At 68.0% G+C, this 14,927-nt stretch carries 13 protein-coding genes; 5 read left to right on the top strand and 8 right to left on the bottom strand.

The window, feature by feature from the left end:
* The first annotated feature begins 521 nt into the window (after positions 1 to 521).
* Genes QMO56_RS19165 through QMO56_RS19155 form a run of 3 tightly spaced genes read left to right on the top strand, consistent with a single transcriptional unit; the run spans position 522 to position 4,427 of the window.
* Entirely contained in the window at positions 522 to 1,475 is a 954-nt protein-coding gene (locus QMO56_RS19165; protein WP_283528395.1) for a DUF3991 and TOPRIM domain-containing protein, read from the top strand.
* Complete coding sequence (locus tag QMO56_RS19160; RefSeq protein ID WP_283528393.1) at positions 1,472 to 2,386, top strand: hypothetical protein; 915 nt, start codon at positions 1,472 to 1,474, stop codon at positions 2,384 to 2,386. Before QMO56_RS19165 ends, QMO56_RS19160 begins: the two co-directional genes overlap by 4 nt.
* Entirely contained in the window at positions 2,370 to 4,427 is a 2,058-nt protein-coding gene (locus tag QMO56_RS19155; RefSeq protein ID WP_283528391.1) for an ATP-dependent helicase, read from the top strand. The genes QMO56_RS19160 and QMO56_RS19155 overlap by 17 nt, the downstream gene beginning before the upstream one ends.
* Positions 4,428 to 4,534: 107 nt before the next feature.
* On the opposite strand, the gene paoC is transcribed toward QMO56_RS19155, so the two are convergent.
* From paoC to QMO56_RS19115, 8 genes are all read right to left on the bottom strand, one after another.
* Positions 4,535 to 6,727: an aldehyde oxidoreductase molybdenum-binding subunit PaoC gene (gene paoC / locus QMO56_RS19150; RefSeq protein WP_283528389.1), complete on the bottom strand. Its 2,193-nt coding sequence runs from the start codon at positions 6,725 to 6,727 to the stop codon at positions 4,535 to 4,537.
* A 4-nt stretch (positions 6,728 to 6,731) separates the two neighbouring features.
* The gene (locus tag QMO56_RS19145; RefSeq protein ID WP_283528387.1) at positions 6,732 to 7,682 is read right to left on the bottom strand and encodes a xanthine dehydrogenase family protein subunit M; all 951 of its coding nucleotides are present in this window, start codon (positions 7,680 to 7,682) and stop codon (positions 6,732 to 6,734) included.
* Positions 7,679 to 8,329 (bottom strand): aldehyde dehydrogenase iron-sulfur subunit PaoA, encoded by a 651-nt coding sequence (gene paoA, locus QMO56_RS19140; RefSeq protein ID WP_283528385.1) that lies wholly within the window; start codon positions 8,327 to 8,329, stop codon positions 7,679 to 7,681. The genes QMO56_RS19145 and paoA overlap by 4 nt, the downstream gene beginning before the upstream one ends.
* Before the next feature lie 136 nt (positions 8,330 to 8,465).
* Positions 8,466 to 9,059 carry an NADPH-dependent FMN reductase gene (locus QMO56_RS19135; RefSeq protein ID WP_283528383.1) on the bottom strand — a complete coding sequence of 198 codons (594 nt, stop codon included), beginning with the start codon at positions 9,057 to 9,059 and terminating at the stop codon, positions 8,466 to 8,468.
* Between the two features lie 5 nt (positions 9,060 to 9,064).
* Complete coding sequence (locus QMO56_RS19130; protein ID WP_283528381.1) at positions 9,065 to 10,054, bottom strand: aldo/keto reductase; 990 nt, start codon at positions 10,052 to 10,054, stop codon at positions 9,065 to 9,067.
* Between the two features lie 186 nt (positions 10,055 to 10,240).
* Entirely contained in the window at positions 10,241 to 10,840 is a 600-nt protein-coding gene (locus tag QMO56_RS19125) for a cupin domain-containing protein (protein WP_283528379.1), read from the bottom strand.
* Between the two features lie 46 nt (positions 10,841 to 10,886).
* Positions 10,887 to 11,840, bottom strand: a complete 954-nt coding sequence (locus QMO56_RS19120; protein WP_349362372.1) for an NAD(P)-dependent oxidoreductase — start codon at positions 11,838 to 11,840, stop codon at positions 10,887 to 10,889.
* A 4-nt stretch (positions 11,841 to 11,844) separates the two neighbouring features.
* Positions 11,845 to 12,738 (bottom strand): SDR family NAD(P)-dependent oxidoreductase, encoded by an 894-nt coding sequence (locus QMO56_RS19115; protein ID WP_283528375.1) that lies wholly within the window; start codon positions 12,736 to 12,738, stop codon positions 11,845 to 11,847.
* Positions 12,739 to 13,061: 323 nt separating this feature from the next.
* Between QMO56_RS19115 and QMO56_RS19110 the strand changes: the two genes are divergently transcribed.
* Together QMO56_RS19110 and QMO56_RS19105 are read left to right on the top strand one after the other, a co-directional pair.
* Positions 13,062 to 13,997, top strand: coding sequence for a LysR family transcriptional regulator (locus tag QMO56_RS19110; protein ID WP_283528373.1), 936 nt, complete (start codon positions 13,062 to 13,064; stop codon positions 13,995 to 13,997).
* A gap of 145 nt (positions 13,998 to 14,142) precedes the next feature.
* On the top strand, positions 14,143 to 14,880 hold the full coding sequence (locus tag QMO56_RS19105) for an SDR family oxidoreductase (RefSeq protein WP_283528371.1): 738 nt from the start codon (positions 14,143 to 14,145) through the stop codon (positions 14,878 to 14,880).
* Positions 14,881 to 14,927: the final 47 nt, after the last annotated feature.

Genomic DNA, 14,927 nt, shown 5'->3' with positions numbered 1-14,927 from the left:
AGGCCGCTGCACCTCCTCAAGCGAAACACGGTTAGCCGGGCATGATGGTCCGTAAAGGGTTGGTCGCAGACCAGGCTGAGTTGACCCCCCCATTCAGATGGGGATGATAGAAATCCAGAAACCAAGAAAGAGGGAAACCGGGAGAGAACCGAGCTTACGCTGGGCGCCAACACCTCGCCTCGTACGCACGCTAGGGGCAGCCGGCACAGGGCTTGTGTGCTGACGACGTAGGCGACAGACGACCGAGCTATGGCCGAGCCGTATCGCCCCCCTGGCGAAAGGGCTGGGCAAGTTCGGGTGCGTCATAGGGCACGTCGGCATCGAAGCAGTCTCCATTCGCACGGCGGCCGACGACCCTCTTCGTGAGAACGGAGAGGAGCTGAGAGGATGCCGCTACCGCTACCGCTATCGCCGAACGCGCGACAAGGGTGCGTCGCTGACGCTCCCGCGCTGCGCGCGCCCTTGTCCCGCGTCCGGCTCGCGGTCCGCCGAAGGCATTCCGAGAAGAGGAGTGCCGGGCGATGAGCGGGCTGGACACGGAACTGGATGAGCTGAGGGAGGTGAGCTGCGCGGCGCTGCTGGAGCGGCTGCCGCCGCCCTGGCAGCTCGACAAGGCCGAGAGCACCCGGAACTGCCTGAAATACCGCAGGGGCAAAGGGGAGATCATCCTGGTCACCCATGGCGGGCGAGGGTGGTGGGATCCGGGCAGCACCACGGCGCGGGGCGACGTGTTCAACCTCGTGCAGCACCTGCAGCCCGGGCTGAACTTCGGCCAGGTCCGCAAGCTGCTCCGCGAGTTTGTGGGCATAGCCCCCAGCTACCCTGCCTACGAGCGGAGCCGGGAACGCCAGGCGCCAGCCCTGCCAGTGGCCGAGCGCTGGGCCAGACGTCGGCCGGTCTGGCGGGGTTCACCCACCTGGGGCTACCTGACCGGCACGCGGCGGCTACCCTCCGTCGTGGTCACGGCCGCGATCCGGCATGAGGTCCTCCGGGAGGGGCCGCACGCGAGCGCCTGGTTCGCTCACCGCGACCATGCCGGCCGGCTCACCGGCATCGAGATCCGCGGCCCGGAATACCGGGGCTTCTCGTCGGGTGGGGACAAGACCCTATTCCGGCTGCCCGGCGCGGTTCCCGGCAGCCGGCTGCCGGTGACCCGGCTTGCGGTGACCGAGGCGCCGATCGACGCCATGAGCCTCGCGGCAATCGAGCGGCTACGGGGCGATACCTTATATTTGGGCACCGCCGGGGGCATGGGTCCGCACACGCTGGAGGCCCTGGAGCAGCTGATGCAGGCGCTCGCCGGCAACCCGGCCGCCCGGGCTGTCGCGGCCTTCGATGCCGACCCGCAGGGCGAACGCTATGCTGGCTTTTTCGCCGAGCTGGCGGCCAGAGCTGGCATTCCAACTGAGCGGCTGACGCCCCCTGACGGTTGGAACGACTGGAATCAGGTGCTCACGCGGAGGGCGGACGCATGAGGGCCGACCGCGCCTGGGTGCGCCTCGGTCCCGATCGGCGCCTCAACCTGCTTGACCTTCGCCCGGATGCCTGGACCGACGAGGATCTCGCGACCGGGTTGTCGCGCACCTACCGCTGGGGCGGGCACTCCCGCTGGGAGCTGCCACTCTCGGTCGCCCAGCACAGCCTGACCGTGCTGGCGATCCGGCAGCGGATGGAGGGGAGGGGGCTCGCGGCCAGTGCCGCCTTCCGCGAGCTGTTGCACGATGCGGACGAGGGCCTGCTCGGTTTCGATTGCATCACCCCGCTCAAGCCGCATATGGGGGAGGGCTACGCCCGCCTGACCCGGAACCTGCAGGCCGCGATTGCTGACCGGTATCGGCTGCTTCCTTGGAGCAGCGAGGAATACCTGCTGCACAAGCGGGCGGACCGCCTCGCCGCAAACAGCGAGGCCCGCCACGTCGCCGGCTGGTCGCTGGACGAGATCCGGGAGGAATTCGGCACAGCCGAGATCCTCGAGGAGGATCCGCTGCACCAGGGCGGTCTCGCCCTTCCCCCCGGCCTCAGACCCTGGGAGCCCTGGCCGCCGAAGCTCTCCGCCCGGCTGTTCCTGACCCGCCTGCAGAATCTGAGCGACCAGTCGTGGCGCGACCGCGCCCTGGCGCAACTGGCTGCCGCCTTCTCCCGAGCGCCCGACCGCCTGCGCCATCGCTGCGCCGCGCAGGTCCAGGGCGACGCCCGTCACGACACGCTGGTCCGAGCGGAAGCGCCGACCGGCGAGGCCTGGGAGGGCGTCATCGTCGCCGGTGAGCGCGACGAGGCGGGCGCGTGGCTGCTCGATTCCGAGTTCACGATCTTCACCGACGACGAGCGGCCCGAGGGTCAGCTCATCACTGTTCAGGGATGGAACTGCCATGTTGAGCTTCTCTGACGAGAGCTGGGCCGACCTGCCAGCCGCCGAGACCCGCATGGCGAGCCGGGCCGAGATCACGGCCGGGCTGACACCGGCGCAGGCGGCGGCCGCGGCGAATGACGGCGCGATCCTGGTCCTGGCCGGGGCAGGGACCGGCAAGACGCGCACGCTCACCGCGGGCGTCGCGCTGCGCATCGCCGAGCAGGGCATCCGGCCCAACCGGATCCTGTGCGTCACCTTCACCAACAAGGCGGCAGCGGAGATGAAGGAGCGTATCGCCACGATGCTGGTGGGCTATGAGCTCCCGAGCTGGGTCGGCACCTTCCACGGCCTCGGCGCCCGCCAGCTCCGGGCCGACCCCGAGGTCGGCGGGTTGCGCGAGAACTTCGACATCCTCGACGCCGACGACAGCAAGCGCTTGGTAAAGCGTATTGTGAAGGCGATGAACCTGAGCGAAGCGGAGGAGGGCGGACCCGACGAGCGCGATCCGGTGAAGACCATCTGCAACCTGATCGGCAAGCTGAAGGACCGTCTGATCGCACCGGAAGAGGCCATCGTTCACGTCGAGGGCCAGATCGCCCGCGCCAACCAGACGCGCCAGATGGTCGACGCGCATGCCCTGCGCCTCACGGCGCGCGTCTACCTCGAGTACCAGCGCCGACTGCGCGAGGCCAACAGCGCCGATTTCGGTGACCTGTTGCTCTGGCCGGCACGGGCCATGCTCCGCGACAAGGTCTATCGTGAGCGCTGGGCAGGCCGCTTCGACTGCGTGCTCGCAGACGAATACCAGGACATCAACTATGTCCAGTATGTTTGGCTGCGGGCCTACGCGCAGGCCCATGGCAAGCTGTTCGTGGTCGGCGATGATTCGCAGAGCATTTATTCATGGCGCGGTTCCGATATCATCTATATTCGCCGCTTCACGCGCGACTTCCCGCACGCCGTTCAGATCAACCTTGAGGACAACTTCCGCTCGACCGGGCACATCCTCGCCGCGGCGAATGCCGTCATCGCCAAGGATGAGAGCCGGCTGGAGAAGACGCTGCGCACGACCAAGCAGATCGGTGATCCGATCGAGGTGGTCGACTTCCGGGACGCCGAGGACGAGGCGGCTGGCATCGTCGCCGAGATCCGCCGCCGGGCCAGCGAAGGCCTGCCGTGGGAGGACATGGCGATTCTCTACCGCAGCAACTTCATGAGCCGCGGCTTCGAGGAAGCGCTGATACGGGCGAAGGTCCCTTACGTCATCGTGGGAGACGTCGGATTCTACCAGCGCGCCGAGATCAAGGATGCGCTGGCGCTGTTGCGCCTGGCGCTCAATCCCGACACCCCGCAATCGGACGAAGCATTCCGCCGCGTGTGCAACACGCCGCCGCGCGGGCTCGGACCAAAGGCGATGGCCTCACTGGAAGCCGAGGCTGCGTTCCGCCACACGTCGCTGCTCCGCGCGGTCGAGACAGCGACACTGCCGCCGAAAGCGCGAAGCGCCGCGCTGGCATTCGCCGGTGCGATCCGGAGCGTCAGCCTGGACATGGCACTCAGCGTGGCCGACACGCTCTCGCTCGTGCTCGACCGCACCGGCTATCGCGCGATGTTGCGCGACAGCCGCGCCGAGACCACCGAGGGCAAGCTGGAGAACCTGCAGGAGTTGCTGTCGCTCGCCGGCAGCTTCCACAGCATCCCAGAACTGCTCGACCATGCGGCTCTCGCCAGTGCTGCACCTGGCGAAGAGGGTGGTGGACGAGTGCAGCTGATGACGCTGCACAAAGGGAAGGGACTGGAGTTCCGCCATGTGTTCCTGCCCGGATGGGACCAGAATAATTTTCCGAGCACCTTCGGTGACCCGGAGGAGGAGCGCCGCCTTGCTTACGTCGCACTGACGCGCGGCATGGAGCGCGTCAGCATCAGCCATGTCGAGTATCGGCGCGGCTACACCCGGCCATCGCCCTTTCTCCTCGACATCCCGGCGACGAGCCACGTCAAAGGGTGGCTTCGCTCGCAACGCGGTGACGGAGGCGGGCCGTCCCGGATCGGCCGTCACTACGTCGAGGATGTCTGAGAGTCCGGGTACCTCGACGGCGGGTCTGCCCTCCTTCGTGCAATCTCGGCACGGCCTACTGCTTCGAGGCAACCGGGGGAGGAGCAGGGCACTCCTCCCGCGCCAGCTCATGCGACGTCTGGCAGCCGGTCCAGATACTTGTCGAGCGTGATCGGGTAGTCGCGCACCCGAGCCCCCGTGGCGTTGTAGATGGCATTGGCGATGGCAGCGCCGACGCCGCACAAGCCCAGCTCACCGACGCCCTTGGCCTTCATCGGAGAGGAGATCGGATCGACCTCGTCGAGGAAGATAACCTCCTGATGCGGGATGTCGGCGTGCACAGGCACCTCGTAGCCCGCAAGGTCGTGGTTGACGAAGAAGCCGTGACGCCGGTCCACCGCCAGCTCCTCCATCAGCGCTGCGCCGACGCCCATGGTCATGGCGCCGATCACCTGGCTGCGCGCCGATTTCGGGTTGAGGATGCGGCCTGCGGCGCAGACGGCCAGCATGCGGCGGATGCGCACCTCGCCGGTATGGGCATCCACCGCCACCTCGACGAAATGCGAGCCGAAGGTGGATTGCTGGTAGCGCTTGGCGAGATCGCCGAACTCCATGACGTCCTCCGCCACGAGGCCGGCCTCGCCCGCCGCCTCTGCCAGTGACACGCTGCGGTTGCCGGCGCGGACCTGGCCCTCGGCGAAGACCGCATCCGCGGTGTTGAAGCCCGCCTTCTGCGCCACCGCCTCGCGCAGCTTCACGCAGGCGGCATAGACGCCGGCCGTGGCGCTGTTGGCGCCCCACTGCCCGCCGGAGCCGGCCGAGACGGGGAAGCGCGAATCGCCGAGCCGCACCGTTACGTGCTCGAGCGGCACGCCTATCATCTCGGCGGCCGTCTGCGCGATGATGGTGTAGCTGCCGGTGCCGATATCGGTCATGTCGGTCTCGACCGTGACGCGACCCTGCCGGTCCAGCCTCACCCGGGCGCCGGAAGCCATGACGAGGTTGTTGCGGAAGGCCGCCGCCATGCCCAACCCGGTCAGCCAGCGCCCGTTGCGCCGCCGGCCGGGGACGGGGTCGCGGTTGCGCCAGCCGAAGCGCTCGGCGCCGAGGCGCAGGCACTCCACCAGCTGCCGCCGCGAGAAGGAGCGGTCCGGCTGGCCCGGATCGACCTGGGTGTCGTTGATGATGCGGAACTCGACCGGATCGATGCCGAGCTTTTCCGCCATCTCGTCCATGGCGATCTCCAGCGCCATCAGGCCCGGCGCCTCGCCCGGCGCGCGCATGGCGTTGCCTTCCGGCAGGTCGAGCACCGCGAGCCGCAGCGCTGTCAGCCGGTTCGCCCCGGCATAGAGCAGCCGGGTCTGGTCCACCGCTGTCTCGGGCTGGCCCCCTGGCAGGTCGCCGGACCAGCTTTCATGGCCGATGGCGGTGATCCGGCCGTCCCGCGTGCAGCCGATGCGGATGCGCTGGATGGTCGCCGGCCGGTGCGTGGTGTTGTTCATCATCAGCGGCCGCGGCAAGGCCACCTTCACCGGCCGCCCCGCGGCGCGTGCGCCGAGCGCCGCCAGCAGTGCATCGGCGCGCAGGAACAGCTTGCCGCCGAAGCCACCGCCGATGAAGGGCGAGACCAGCCGCACCTTCTCCTTCGGCAGGTTCAGCGTCTTGGCCAGGTCGGTGACGCCCCAGTCGATCATCTGGTTGGAGGTCCAGACAGTGACGCTGTCCCCGTCCCAGGCGGCGGTGGAGGCGTGCGGCTCCATCATCGCGTGGCTCTGGTCGGGTGTGGTGTAGGTCTGGTCGAGCTGCACCGGCGCGGCGGCGAAGGCTCCCTCGAAATCGCCCACCGCGCTCGCGGACTGCTCCACCTTCCTCGCGGAATCCCGAACCGCCGCCAGGTCGAAGGCGCCCTCCTCGCGCGCATAGGTGACCTTGACCAGGGCGGCCGCGTCGCGCGCCTGCTCAAAGGTCTCGGCGACCACCACACCGATGGCCTGGTGGTAGTGCTCGATCTCCGGCCCGCCGAGCAGCCTAGCGGTGTTCATGCTGCCCTTGCCTAGCGGCCCGGCATTCTCATGGGTGACGACGGCGAGTACCCCGGGTGCTGCCCTGGCGGCGCCGACGTCCATGGCGGTGATGCGGCCCTTGGCGATCGCCGCGCCGATTACATAACCATAGGCCGGGTTTGCCACCACATCATGCCGCTCATAGGCATAAGGGGCGTGGCCGGTGGTCTTCAGCGGCCCGTCGATGCGGTCTATCGGATGCCCGACGACCTTGAGCTGGTCGATCGGGTTGCTGCCGGCTGGCGTGTCGAACTTCATCGGATCAGCCCTTCGCCTCGGCCAGCACGGCGCCCAGCGTGCGCTCCACCAGCCTCAGCTTGAATGCGTTGTCATGCGTCGGCTTCGCGCCATCCAGCATCGCCGCCGTCACGGCCTTGGCCCCGCGCGGGATCTCGGCCTCTGCCGCCTCCACCCGCCAGGGCTTATGCGCCACGCCGCCCAGCGCCACCCGCGCCGTGCCGTCGCGCTGCACCACCGCCGCCACCGAGACCAGCGCAAAGGCATAGGAGGCGCGGTCCCGCACCTTGCGATAGATCTGCACACCGCCTGCCGGCGGCGGCAGCGTCACCGCGGTGATCAGCTCGCCCGGCTCCAGCACCGTCTCGACATGTGGCGTCTCGCCGGGTAGGCGGTGGAACTCGGCGATCGGAATGGACCGCGTCGTGCCGTCCGGCCGCACCGTCTCCACCACCGCGTCCAGCGCCCGCATGGCCACCGCCATGTCGGAGGGATGCGTCGCGATGCAGGCCTCGCTGCCGCCGATCACTGCGAGCTGGCGGCTGAATCCACCGATCGCCGCGCAGCCGCTGCCGGGCTGGCGTTTGTTACAAGGCTGGCTGGTGTCATAGAAGTACGGGCAGCGCGTCCGCTGCAGCATGTTGCCCGCCGTGGTCGCCTTGTTGCGCAGCTGGCCCGAGGCGCCGGCCAGCAGCGCCCGCGACAGCACGCCATAGTCGCGCCGCACCCGCGCATCCGCCGCGAGGTCGGTGTTGCGCACCAGCGCGCCAATGCGCAACCCGCCCTCCGGCGTTGGCTCGATCCGGTCGAGCGCCAGGCCATTGACGTCGATCAGATGCGACGGCGTCTCGATCTGCAGCTTCATCAGGTCGAGGAGGTTGGTGCCGCCGGCAATGAACCGGGCGCCCGGATTGCGCGCGGCCGCCGCCGCGGCCTCGGCCGGCGAGGCGGCACGCTCATAGGTGAAGGGCCTCATGCCGGCCTCCCCGCCACCTCGGTGATGGCCTCCACGATGTTGGAATAGGCGCCGCAACGGCAGATATTGCCGCTCATCCGCTCGCGCAGCTCCGCCTCGGTGCGCTGCGGCGCCGCCGTCAGATCTTCGGTGACATAGCTGGGAATGCCAGCCTCAATCTCCTGCAGCACCGCAACCGCGGAACAGATCTGCCCCGGCGTGCAGTAGCCGCACTGATAGCCGTCATGCTTCACGAAGGCTGCCTGCATCGGATGCAGCTTTTCCGGCGTGCCCAGACCCTCGATCGTCGTGACCTCGTCGCCCGCATGCATCACCGCGAGCGTCAGGCAGGAATTGATCCGGCGCCCGTTGACCAAAGCCGTGCAGGCGCCGCACTGGCCGTGATCGCAGCCCTTCTTGCTGCCAGTCAGATGCAGGTGCTCCCGCAGCGCATCCAGCAGTGTCGTGCGAGGGTCAAGCGCGAGGTCATGTTCGGTGCCATTCACCTTCAGTCGCACTGTGAGCCCGGTTGACTCTCGGGAAATCGCCTGGGCGGCGACCGGTCCCGCAAGGGTCGTGACGGCGGTTCCGACCGCCGTGCCAATTCCAGCTTCCATCAATCTGCGCCTCGTAATGTCCAGGGAAGAAAGATCTGCTTTCTGCGGCATGCGAGCCTCCATGTTTGACGGATCGTCCTTGTTTGAGCCTTTGCTGAGACGCCTGCTTCGCCCGGGGATAGGCCGGCGGTCCACCTGGCAGGCTTCCGCCAGGCATGGTCCGCCCATCTGCTTGTGCGGGTGCCGGTCAGCTTCCCACAGCTGCCGGGGCCTCCAGCCGGCTGGCGCTTCGGCAGAGAGCCGCCAGCCCCCGGAGCGCCGCGAGGGCGAACTCCAGGCTGGCCTCGTCCACCAGCCGCCCGTCCTGCACCTTGGCCGCCACGTTGCCGATCACGACCTGCGGGCCAGGAACGAGAAGGGCCTGTACGGATAACAGTGTCTCGTTGAGCTGGGCCTGGGCGCGAACCCCGCCGGTAAAGGCCGGGGACGACGAGATGATCAGAACAGGCTTGCCGGTCAGAACAGACTGGCCATAAGGGCGCGACGCCCAATCGAGCGCGTTCTTGAGCACGCCCGGCGCACCGTGATTGTACTCCGGAGTGGCGATCACCAGGCCATCGGCCTCGGCAATCGCCCGCCGGAAGGCGTGCACGGCTTCCGGCCCGTTCGGCCCGTCCTCGTCCTGGTTGTAAAGCGGTAGCTGCAGATCACGAATCTCCAGCACGGCTTCGGCGCCGAGCCCTGCCTGCAACCCGCGCAGGATGGCGAGCGAATAGGAGTTCTGGCGCAGGCTGCCTGGGAGACCGAGAAGGCGAACGGGCCTGGTGGTGCTGACCGACATGACGCTTATTCCTGTTCCTGGGAGGTGAGGGGCGAAGCAGGCCCGGTGCCGGCACCTGTGGCCGCAATGGCGGCGGCGATTTCAGCAAGGTCGTCCCTGGTCAGTTCGAGCCGGGCCGCGCCGAGCCAGCCATCCACCTGCGCCGGGTCGCGGGCGCCGACGATGGCGCCGGTCACCCCGGGCCAGGCGAGTGTCCAGGCGACGGCGACCGCCGGGACGGTGGTGCCATGCCGCGCGGCGATCGGGGCGAGGGCCGCGGCGAGCTTGAGGTTGCGCTCGAGCTTCTCGCCCGTGAACTCGGGGTTGCGCGAACGCCAGTCATCCTGCGGAAGCGCGGCAGCACGCTGGGCGGAGAAGCGGCCGGTCAGCAGGCCCGACTGCATGGGGCTGTAGACGATCACGCCGGTCCCGTGGGCGTGGCACCAGGGCAGTTCCGCCTCTGCCACCTCCCGACGGATGGCGGAAAAGGGCGGCTGCAGCGTATCGACGTGGCCGAGTGCCTCGGCCGCTTCCAGCTGCGCGACGTTGTGGTTGGAAAGGCCCACCGCACGCACCTTGCCTGCCTTCTTCAGATCCAGCAGCACTTGCCAGTATTCTTCGAGCGGGGTGCCGTCCCCGGCAGGCCAGTGCATCTGGTAAAGGTCGATCCGCTCGACGCCGAGGCGCTTCAGAGAAGCATCGACTTCGCGCCGGATGCTGGCCGCTGCGCCGACCCGGCGCGGTGGGGCCCTGCGGTCGCTCTCGTCCCAGACAAGGCCGCATTTGGTGAAGACATAGGGACGCTCGCTCGCCGGGATGCCAACCAGGGCCTGACGCACGACCTCCTCTGAATGGCCCAGGCCGTAGACGGCCGCGGTGTCGATCCAGTTGATGCCACGCGCAACGGCATGACGAATGGCAGCAATCGACTCGCGGTCATCCTGGGTACCCCAGCCGGCGGCCCAGTCCCCCCCGCCGATGGCCCAGGCGCCGAAGCCGACGCGGGTGATGTGCATGTCGGTCATACCCAGCCGACGTGTGGGAAGAGGACTGACGTCAACGGAAGAGGAAGGGTCAGGCATTGTCGGTCTCCTGGCCGGCGCCGGCGAGGCGCCAGGACTGGGTGTTCGATGGATCGTGGAAAGTGGCTGGCGCCTGACGTCGCGCGCCCGCAGGCTGTGCCCGGAGCCGTTTCCCGGGCGTCAGGCGCCGGGCCATAGCGAGAGCAAGGGCCCGCCGCTTCCCGCAACCGGGTCCGAACGGGGGTATGGCAAGGCCGTCATGCGCGCCTGCATCGCGGGGGTGGGTGCCTCACGGCAGATGTCCCAGCGCTGACCGGGTGGATAAGCGCCGACCACCAGGAAATCCGGCGTCGCTTCCAGCCGGCAGTGCCCGGTGCCGGCTGGGAGGACCGCCACATCGCCTGCCCTGACCTCGACGTCGTGGCCATTCGGGCCACCAAGCATCAGCCGCGCCGTACCCCGGGCAAAGCCCAGCACCTCATGCGCGGTCGAGTGGTAGTGGTGATAGGCGTAGACCCCGTTCCGCCACTGCGAGGGCCAGCCGGTGCGCTGGAACAAGGCCTCGAAGGCCGCGGCCGGCGCATCGCCTGTCGCCGGCACGACGCCGCGGTAGAGCAACACCGGAAGGCGCTCATTGTTAGGCACCCAGCCATTGCGCGCCAGCCGCAGCACCTCCGGTGCCGGCGCGGCGGGGCCTGTCTGGCCCAGCGCATGCCCTGGCCCCGTGAGTCCGAGACCGGCAATGGCGGCGGCGAAATGCCGTCGGTCGAGGCTATTCATCGCTATCCTCCTCGAAGCGGCGGAATGCTTGGTGCATGATGTCTGTTCAGTTGCCGGCCTCACCGGCGTCCCGTGCCGCGAGCTGGCCAATGGCGGACCAGTCGAGATGGTCACCACCCTGCGCGATCAAGCTCAGGAAGCGGTCGCGCAGCAGGCTGGCGATCGGCATGGGCACCCGCAGCATCTCGCCGGCCGCGAGGGCAAGGCGGATATCCTTCTGTCCAAGCGGTGCCGCGAAGCCGGCAGGCTCGAACTGCCTCCTGGCGATCAGCCCGCCATAGGTCCGATAGACGGGCGCGCCGAACAGCGTGGAGGTGAGGATCTCGAGATACTGCTCGCGATCGACTCCGCCCTTGGAAACGAGGGCCATGGCCTCTCCGAGGGCCTCGATCACCGAGGCGATCAGGAAGTTGCCGCTCAGCTTCACCAGGTTCGCGGCCTGAGGCGCCTCCCCCACGGTGAAGGTCTGCTTGCCGATCGCATCGAGCAGCGGCCCGGCGGCGGCGAGCGCCTTGGCGGACCCGGCCGCGATCACGAATAGCTCGCCTTTCGCTGCGGCGTCGGGCCGCCCGAAAACCGGCGCGGCGACGAAATGCTGCCCGGCCTCCGCATGGGCTGCCGCCAGCTGCTCCGCGAAGGCCACGCTGATGGTGCTCGAGGAAATGTGGAGCACGCCTTTCGGCAGGCTGGACAGGATACCTCCCTCGCCATGCACGGCGCTGCTGACCGCAGCGTCGTCGGCGAGCATCGTCACGACGGCATCCGCCTGGCAGGCATCGGCGATGCTTGCCGCAGCCCTCGCGCCCTGTGCGACGAGCGCATCGGCCTTTTGCCGGGTGCGGTTGTACACCGTCACCGCATGACCGGCCTTCAGCAAGTTCGCCGCCATGGCGGAGCCCATGCGCCCAATCCCGATGAAACCGACTTTCATGACCACTGCCCTTGTTAAGCGGCGCTGCTGACGGCGGCGCCGGCAAGCTCGATCAAAGCCCCTGCACAGCCTCTCAGGGCTGGCGGGACGATGCAGCGGCAGGCTGCGGGTGCATGTCGCGTCCGGCTTCCACGAAGGCCTTGAAGGCTGCCGCGTAATCCGGATGCCACCGGGAAAGGGGTGGACGGTTCTCGACGATGTCGCCGGCCGCCCAGAGGATGCGCCGTTCATCAAGGGCGCTGGAGACGTCATTGTCAGGGCAGAGAATGTAGAAGTCCCCGGCCTCCAGGCGCTCCATCATGAAGTCCACCGTCTGCTCCGGCGTCCAGGCAGCCTCCGGCTTCTCGGTCCGGCCCTGGGCCGTGAGTGGCGTGAAGACGAAGCCGGGGATCAGCAAATGCGCCGTGATCCGGCAACCCGGCGTGTTCCGCAACTCATGCTCCAGCGCCTCGGTGAAGACCTTCACGCCGGCCTTGGAGACGTTGTAGGCCGGGTCGCCGGGCGGCGTGGTAATGCCCTGCTTGGACCCGGTGTTGATGATGAGGCCCGGCCGCCCACGCGCGATCATGCCGGGGGCAAAGACCCGGGTACCATGGACGACGCCCCAGAGATTGACGCCAATGATGCGCTCCCAGTTCTCGCCTGGCCCGAACAGGGCGCTCCCCGGCTGGACGCCAGCATTGTTCATCAGCACGTCCGTGCCGCCGAACCGCTCGCGGACGGCGGCTTCGAGGCGCTGGACATCCTCGACGCGGCTAACATCCGCCACGACAGTCATGATGCCGGCCGATCCGCCCGGCGCTGCGTCGGCCAGCAGGCTGGCGGCCCGGGCCAGCCGGTCCTCGCCGAGATCGGCGATGCAGACACGCAGGCCAAGCCGGGCGAAGCGCGCCGCCGCGGCCAGGCCGATGCCCGACGCGCCGCCCGTGACAACAGCAACGGAATCAGGGGAAAGGGCGAGTGACATGGTGGTGGTTTCCTGATCTAGCGCGAACAATGTCGGCATCGCGCACGGTCTGGATGGTCCGGACCGGCTGTAGGCTATCGTCTGGCTCGGCTCCGCCGGACTGACGCGCCCGCGAGCCCCAATGCTCCGATGACATACCTCTGCACCTTCGTTGCCGCGGTTCCTCCCGCCGCGCCGTCCATGAGTTCTGCCCTCGATGCCAAAGGAAGATGTTGAAGCTTCAGGAGGAACGGTCGGATATTTGTCACGGGAGCTGACAATGAGAACCCGGCTTGCGTTGAATATGGCTCAACGTTCTAATGAACCATATTCAAGGATCCTGCATGGCCCCGTTCACACGCTCCGATCTGTCCGACCTGACCGTGTTCGTGACCATCGTGCGGCGCGGAAGCTTTCGGCAGGCAGCGATCGAGCTGGACCTCACGACATCGGCCCTCAGCCATTCAGTCAAGAAGCTGGAAAGCCGGCTCGGAGTCCGGTTGCTCAACAGGACCAGCCGTTCCGTTGTTCCGACAGACATCGGCGCCGAGCTCGCCCGCCGGCTGGCGGACGGATTTCAGACGATCAGTGAAGCTCTCGCGGCGCTTGACCTCTATCGCCGCTTTCCCGTCGGGCGGCTGCGTCTCAACATCCCGAAGGATGCCTCGCGGCTGCTGGTGTCACCTGTGCTCGTGGACTTTCTGCGGGCGTATCCGCAAATCCGCCTGGATGTCACAGTGGAGGACCGGCCTGTCGACATCATCGCGGAAGGCTTTGATGCCGGCATACGCTACGAGTCCACCATCCCGAAAGACATGATCGCGGTGGCATTGACGGCGCCGTTGCGGTGGGTGGTGGTCGGGGCGCCGGCGTATCTCTCACGTCATGGCCGGCCCAGCCGGCCCGAAGATCTGCTGCAGCATTCCTGCATTCAGATGCGCGTTGGCGACAACACCGCCTTCCCCTGGGAACTCGGCGACGGTGCGGCCATGGTCCGCATTGATGTGCCAGGCCCCTTCTGTGCGAATGAGACTGACATCTCCGTCGACGCAGCGGTCCGAGGTGCGGGCCTGGCCTACTGCCTTGAAAACCGCGTGGAGGCAGAGCTCCGAAGCGGCCAGCTTGAAGTGGTGATGCCCGATTGGTCCTCCATGGGGCCACCCTTCGCGATGTATTATCCGAGCCGCAGACAGACACCGCCGGGGCTGCGGCAGCTCATTGGCCTGATCCGCGACCAGGAAGGCCTGCCATCCTCCTCCTGGCACGTCCCAACAGCTTGAACGGCACGACGCCCTCCGGGCCTGGCGAGGCCTGATGGGGCGATACACGACTCCCAGTCACGAATGACCTGACTTCATCGCACTTCTGTCAACGGCAGCTCTCAGCGACATTCTGCCCCAACACAAGGGCCAGGAGTTCGCGACGATGGAGATCGCTGGTTGCACGGCGCTCGTGACGGGCGCCAACAGGGGCCTCGGCAAGGCCTTCGTCGAGGCGCTGCTGCAAGCGGGCGCCGCCAAGGTCTACGCCGGTAGCCGCAAGCCGGGAGCGTGGGCTGATCCGCGGATCCAGCCGATCGGGCTGGACGTCACCCGCCCGGCCGACATCGCCGCGGCGGCCGAGGCCTGCGCGGACGTGAACCTGCTCGTCAACAATGCCGGGGTGATGCTCGCGCGCTCCATCCTGGCCGAGGACTCCGAGGCGGCGCTGCGCCAGGAGATGGAGGTGAACGTCTTCGGCGTCCTCGGCATGGCGCGCGCCTTCGCGCCCGTGCTCCGGCGCAACGGGGGCGGGGCGCTGGTCAACATGCTCTCGGTCGTGAGCTGGTACGTCTATCCGTTCAACGCCACTTACTGCACGTCCAAGTTCGCGGCTCTGGCTGCGACCGACGCGCTGCGCATCGAGCTGAAAGCGCAGGGCACGCGGGTCGTGGGCGTCTATGCCGGCTTCATCGACACGGATATGGCCGCGCGTGTCCAGGGCGAGAAGACCGCACCCCGACAGGTCGCCGAGCGCGCTTTGGAAGGCATTCGGCGCGGCTGGGACGACGTCCGCGCCGACAAGGCGGCCGAGGATCTCTGGGCGATGTTCCGGGCCGATCCCGCACAGCTCCGGAGTTTGGGCCAGACGCTGTGGGATGAGGGCCGCGCCTGGGCGGTCTGAGCGGTGATCCGCTGATCCGATGATGGTTTTCAAACCTTGGGAGGCTC

Source organism: Roseomonas sp. E05 (assembly GCF_030063475.1).
Taxonomy (GTDB): Bacteria; Pseudomonadota; Alphaproteobacteria; order Acetobacterales; family Acetobacteraceae; genus Pseudoroseomonas.
This window is presented reverse-complemented; position numbering and strand designations above follow the sequence as displayed.

Bases quoted from the DNA above. Each gene is read 5' to 3' on its own strand.
- QMO56_RS19125 (WP_283528379.1), bottom strand. From the start codon at position 10,840: ATGAATAGCCTCGACCGACGGCATTTCGCCGCCGCCATTGCCGGTCTC.
- QMO56_RS19105 (WP_283528371.1), top strand. From the start codon at position 14,143: ATGGAGATCGCTGGTTGCACGGCGCTCGTGACGGGCGCCAACAGGGGC.
- QMO56_RS19160 (WP_283528393.1), top strand. From the start codon at position 1,472: ATGAGGGCCGACCGCGCCTGGGTGCGCCTCGGTCCCGATCGGCGCCTC.
- QMO56_RS19110 (WP_283528373.1), top strand. From the start codon at position 13,062: ATGGCCCCGTTCACACGCTCCGATCTGTCCGACCTGACCGTGTTCGTG.
- QMO56_RS19130 (WP_283528381.1), bottom strand. From the start codon at position 10,054: ATGCACATCACCCGCGTCGGCTTCGGCGCCTGGGCCATCGGCGGGGGG.
- QMO56_RS19155 (WP_283528391.1), top strand. From the start codon at position 2,370: ATGTTGAGCTTCTCTGACGAGAGCTGGGCCGACCTGCCAGCCGCCGAG.
- paoC (WP_283528389.1), bottom strand. From the start codon at position 6,727: ATGAAGTTCGACACGCCAGCCGGCAGCAACCCGATCGACCAGCTCAAG.
- QMO56_RS19115 (WP_283528375.1), bottom strand. From the start codon at position 12,738: ATGTCACTCGCCCTTTCCCCTGATTCCGTTGCTGTTGTCACGGGCGGC.
- QMO56_RS19135 (WP_283528383.1), bottom strand. From the start codon at position 9,059: ATGTCGGTCAGCACCACCAGGCCCGTTCGCCTTCTCGGTCTCCCAGGC.
- QMO56_RS19145 (WP_283528387.1), bottom strand. From the start codon at position 7,682: ATGAGGCCCTTCACCTATGAGCGTGCCGCCTCGCCGGCCGAGGCCGCG.
- paoA (WP_283528385.1), bottom strand. From the start codon at position 8,329: ATGCCGCAGAAAGCAGATCTTTCTTCCCTGGACATTACGAGGCGCAGA.
- QMO56_RS19165 (WP_283528395.1), top strand. From the start codon at position 522: ATGAGCGGGCTGGACACGGAACTGGATGAGCTGAGGGAGGTGAGCTGC.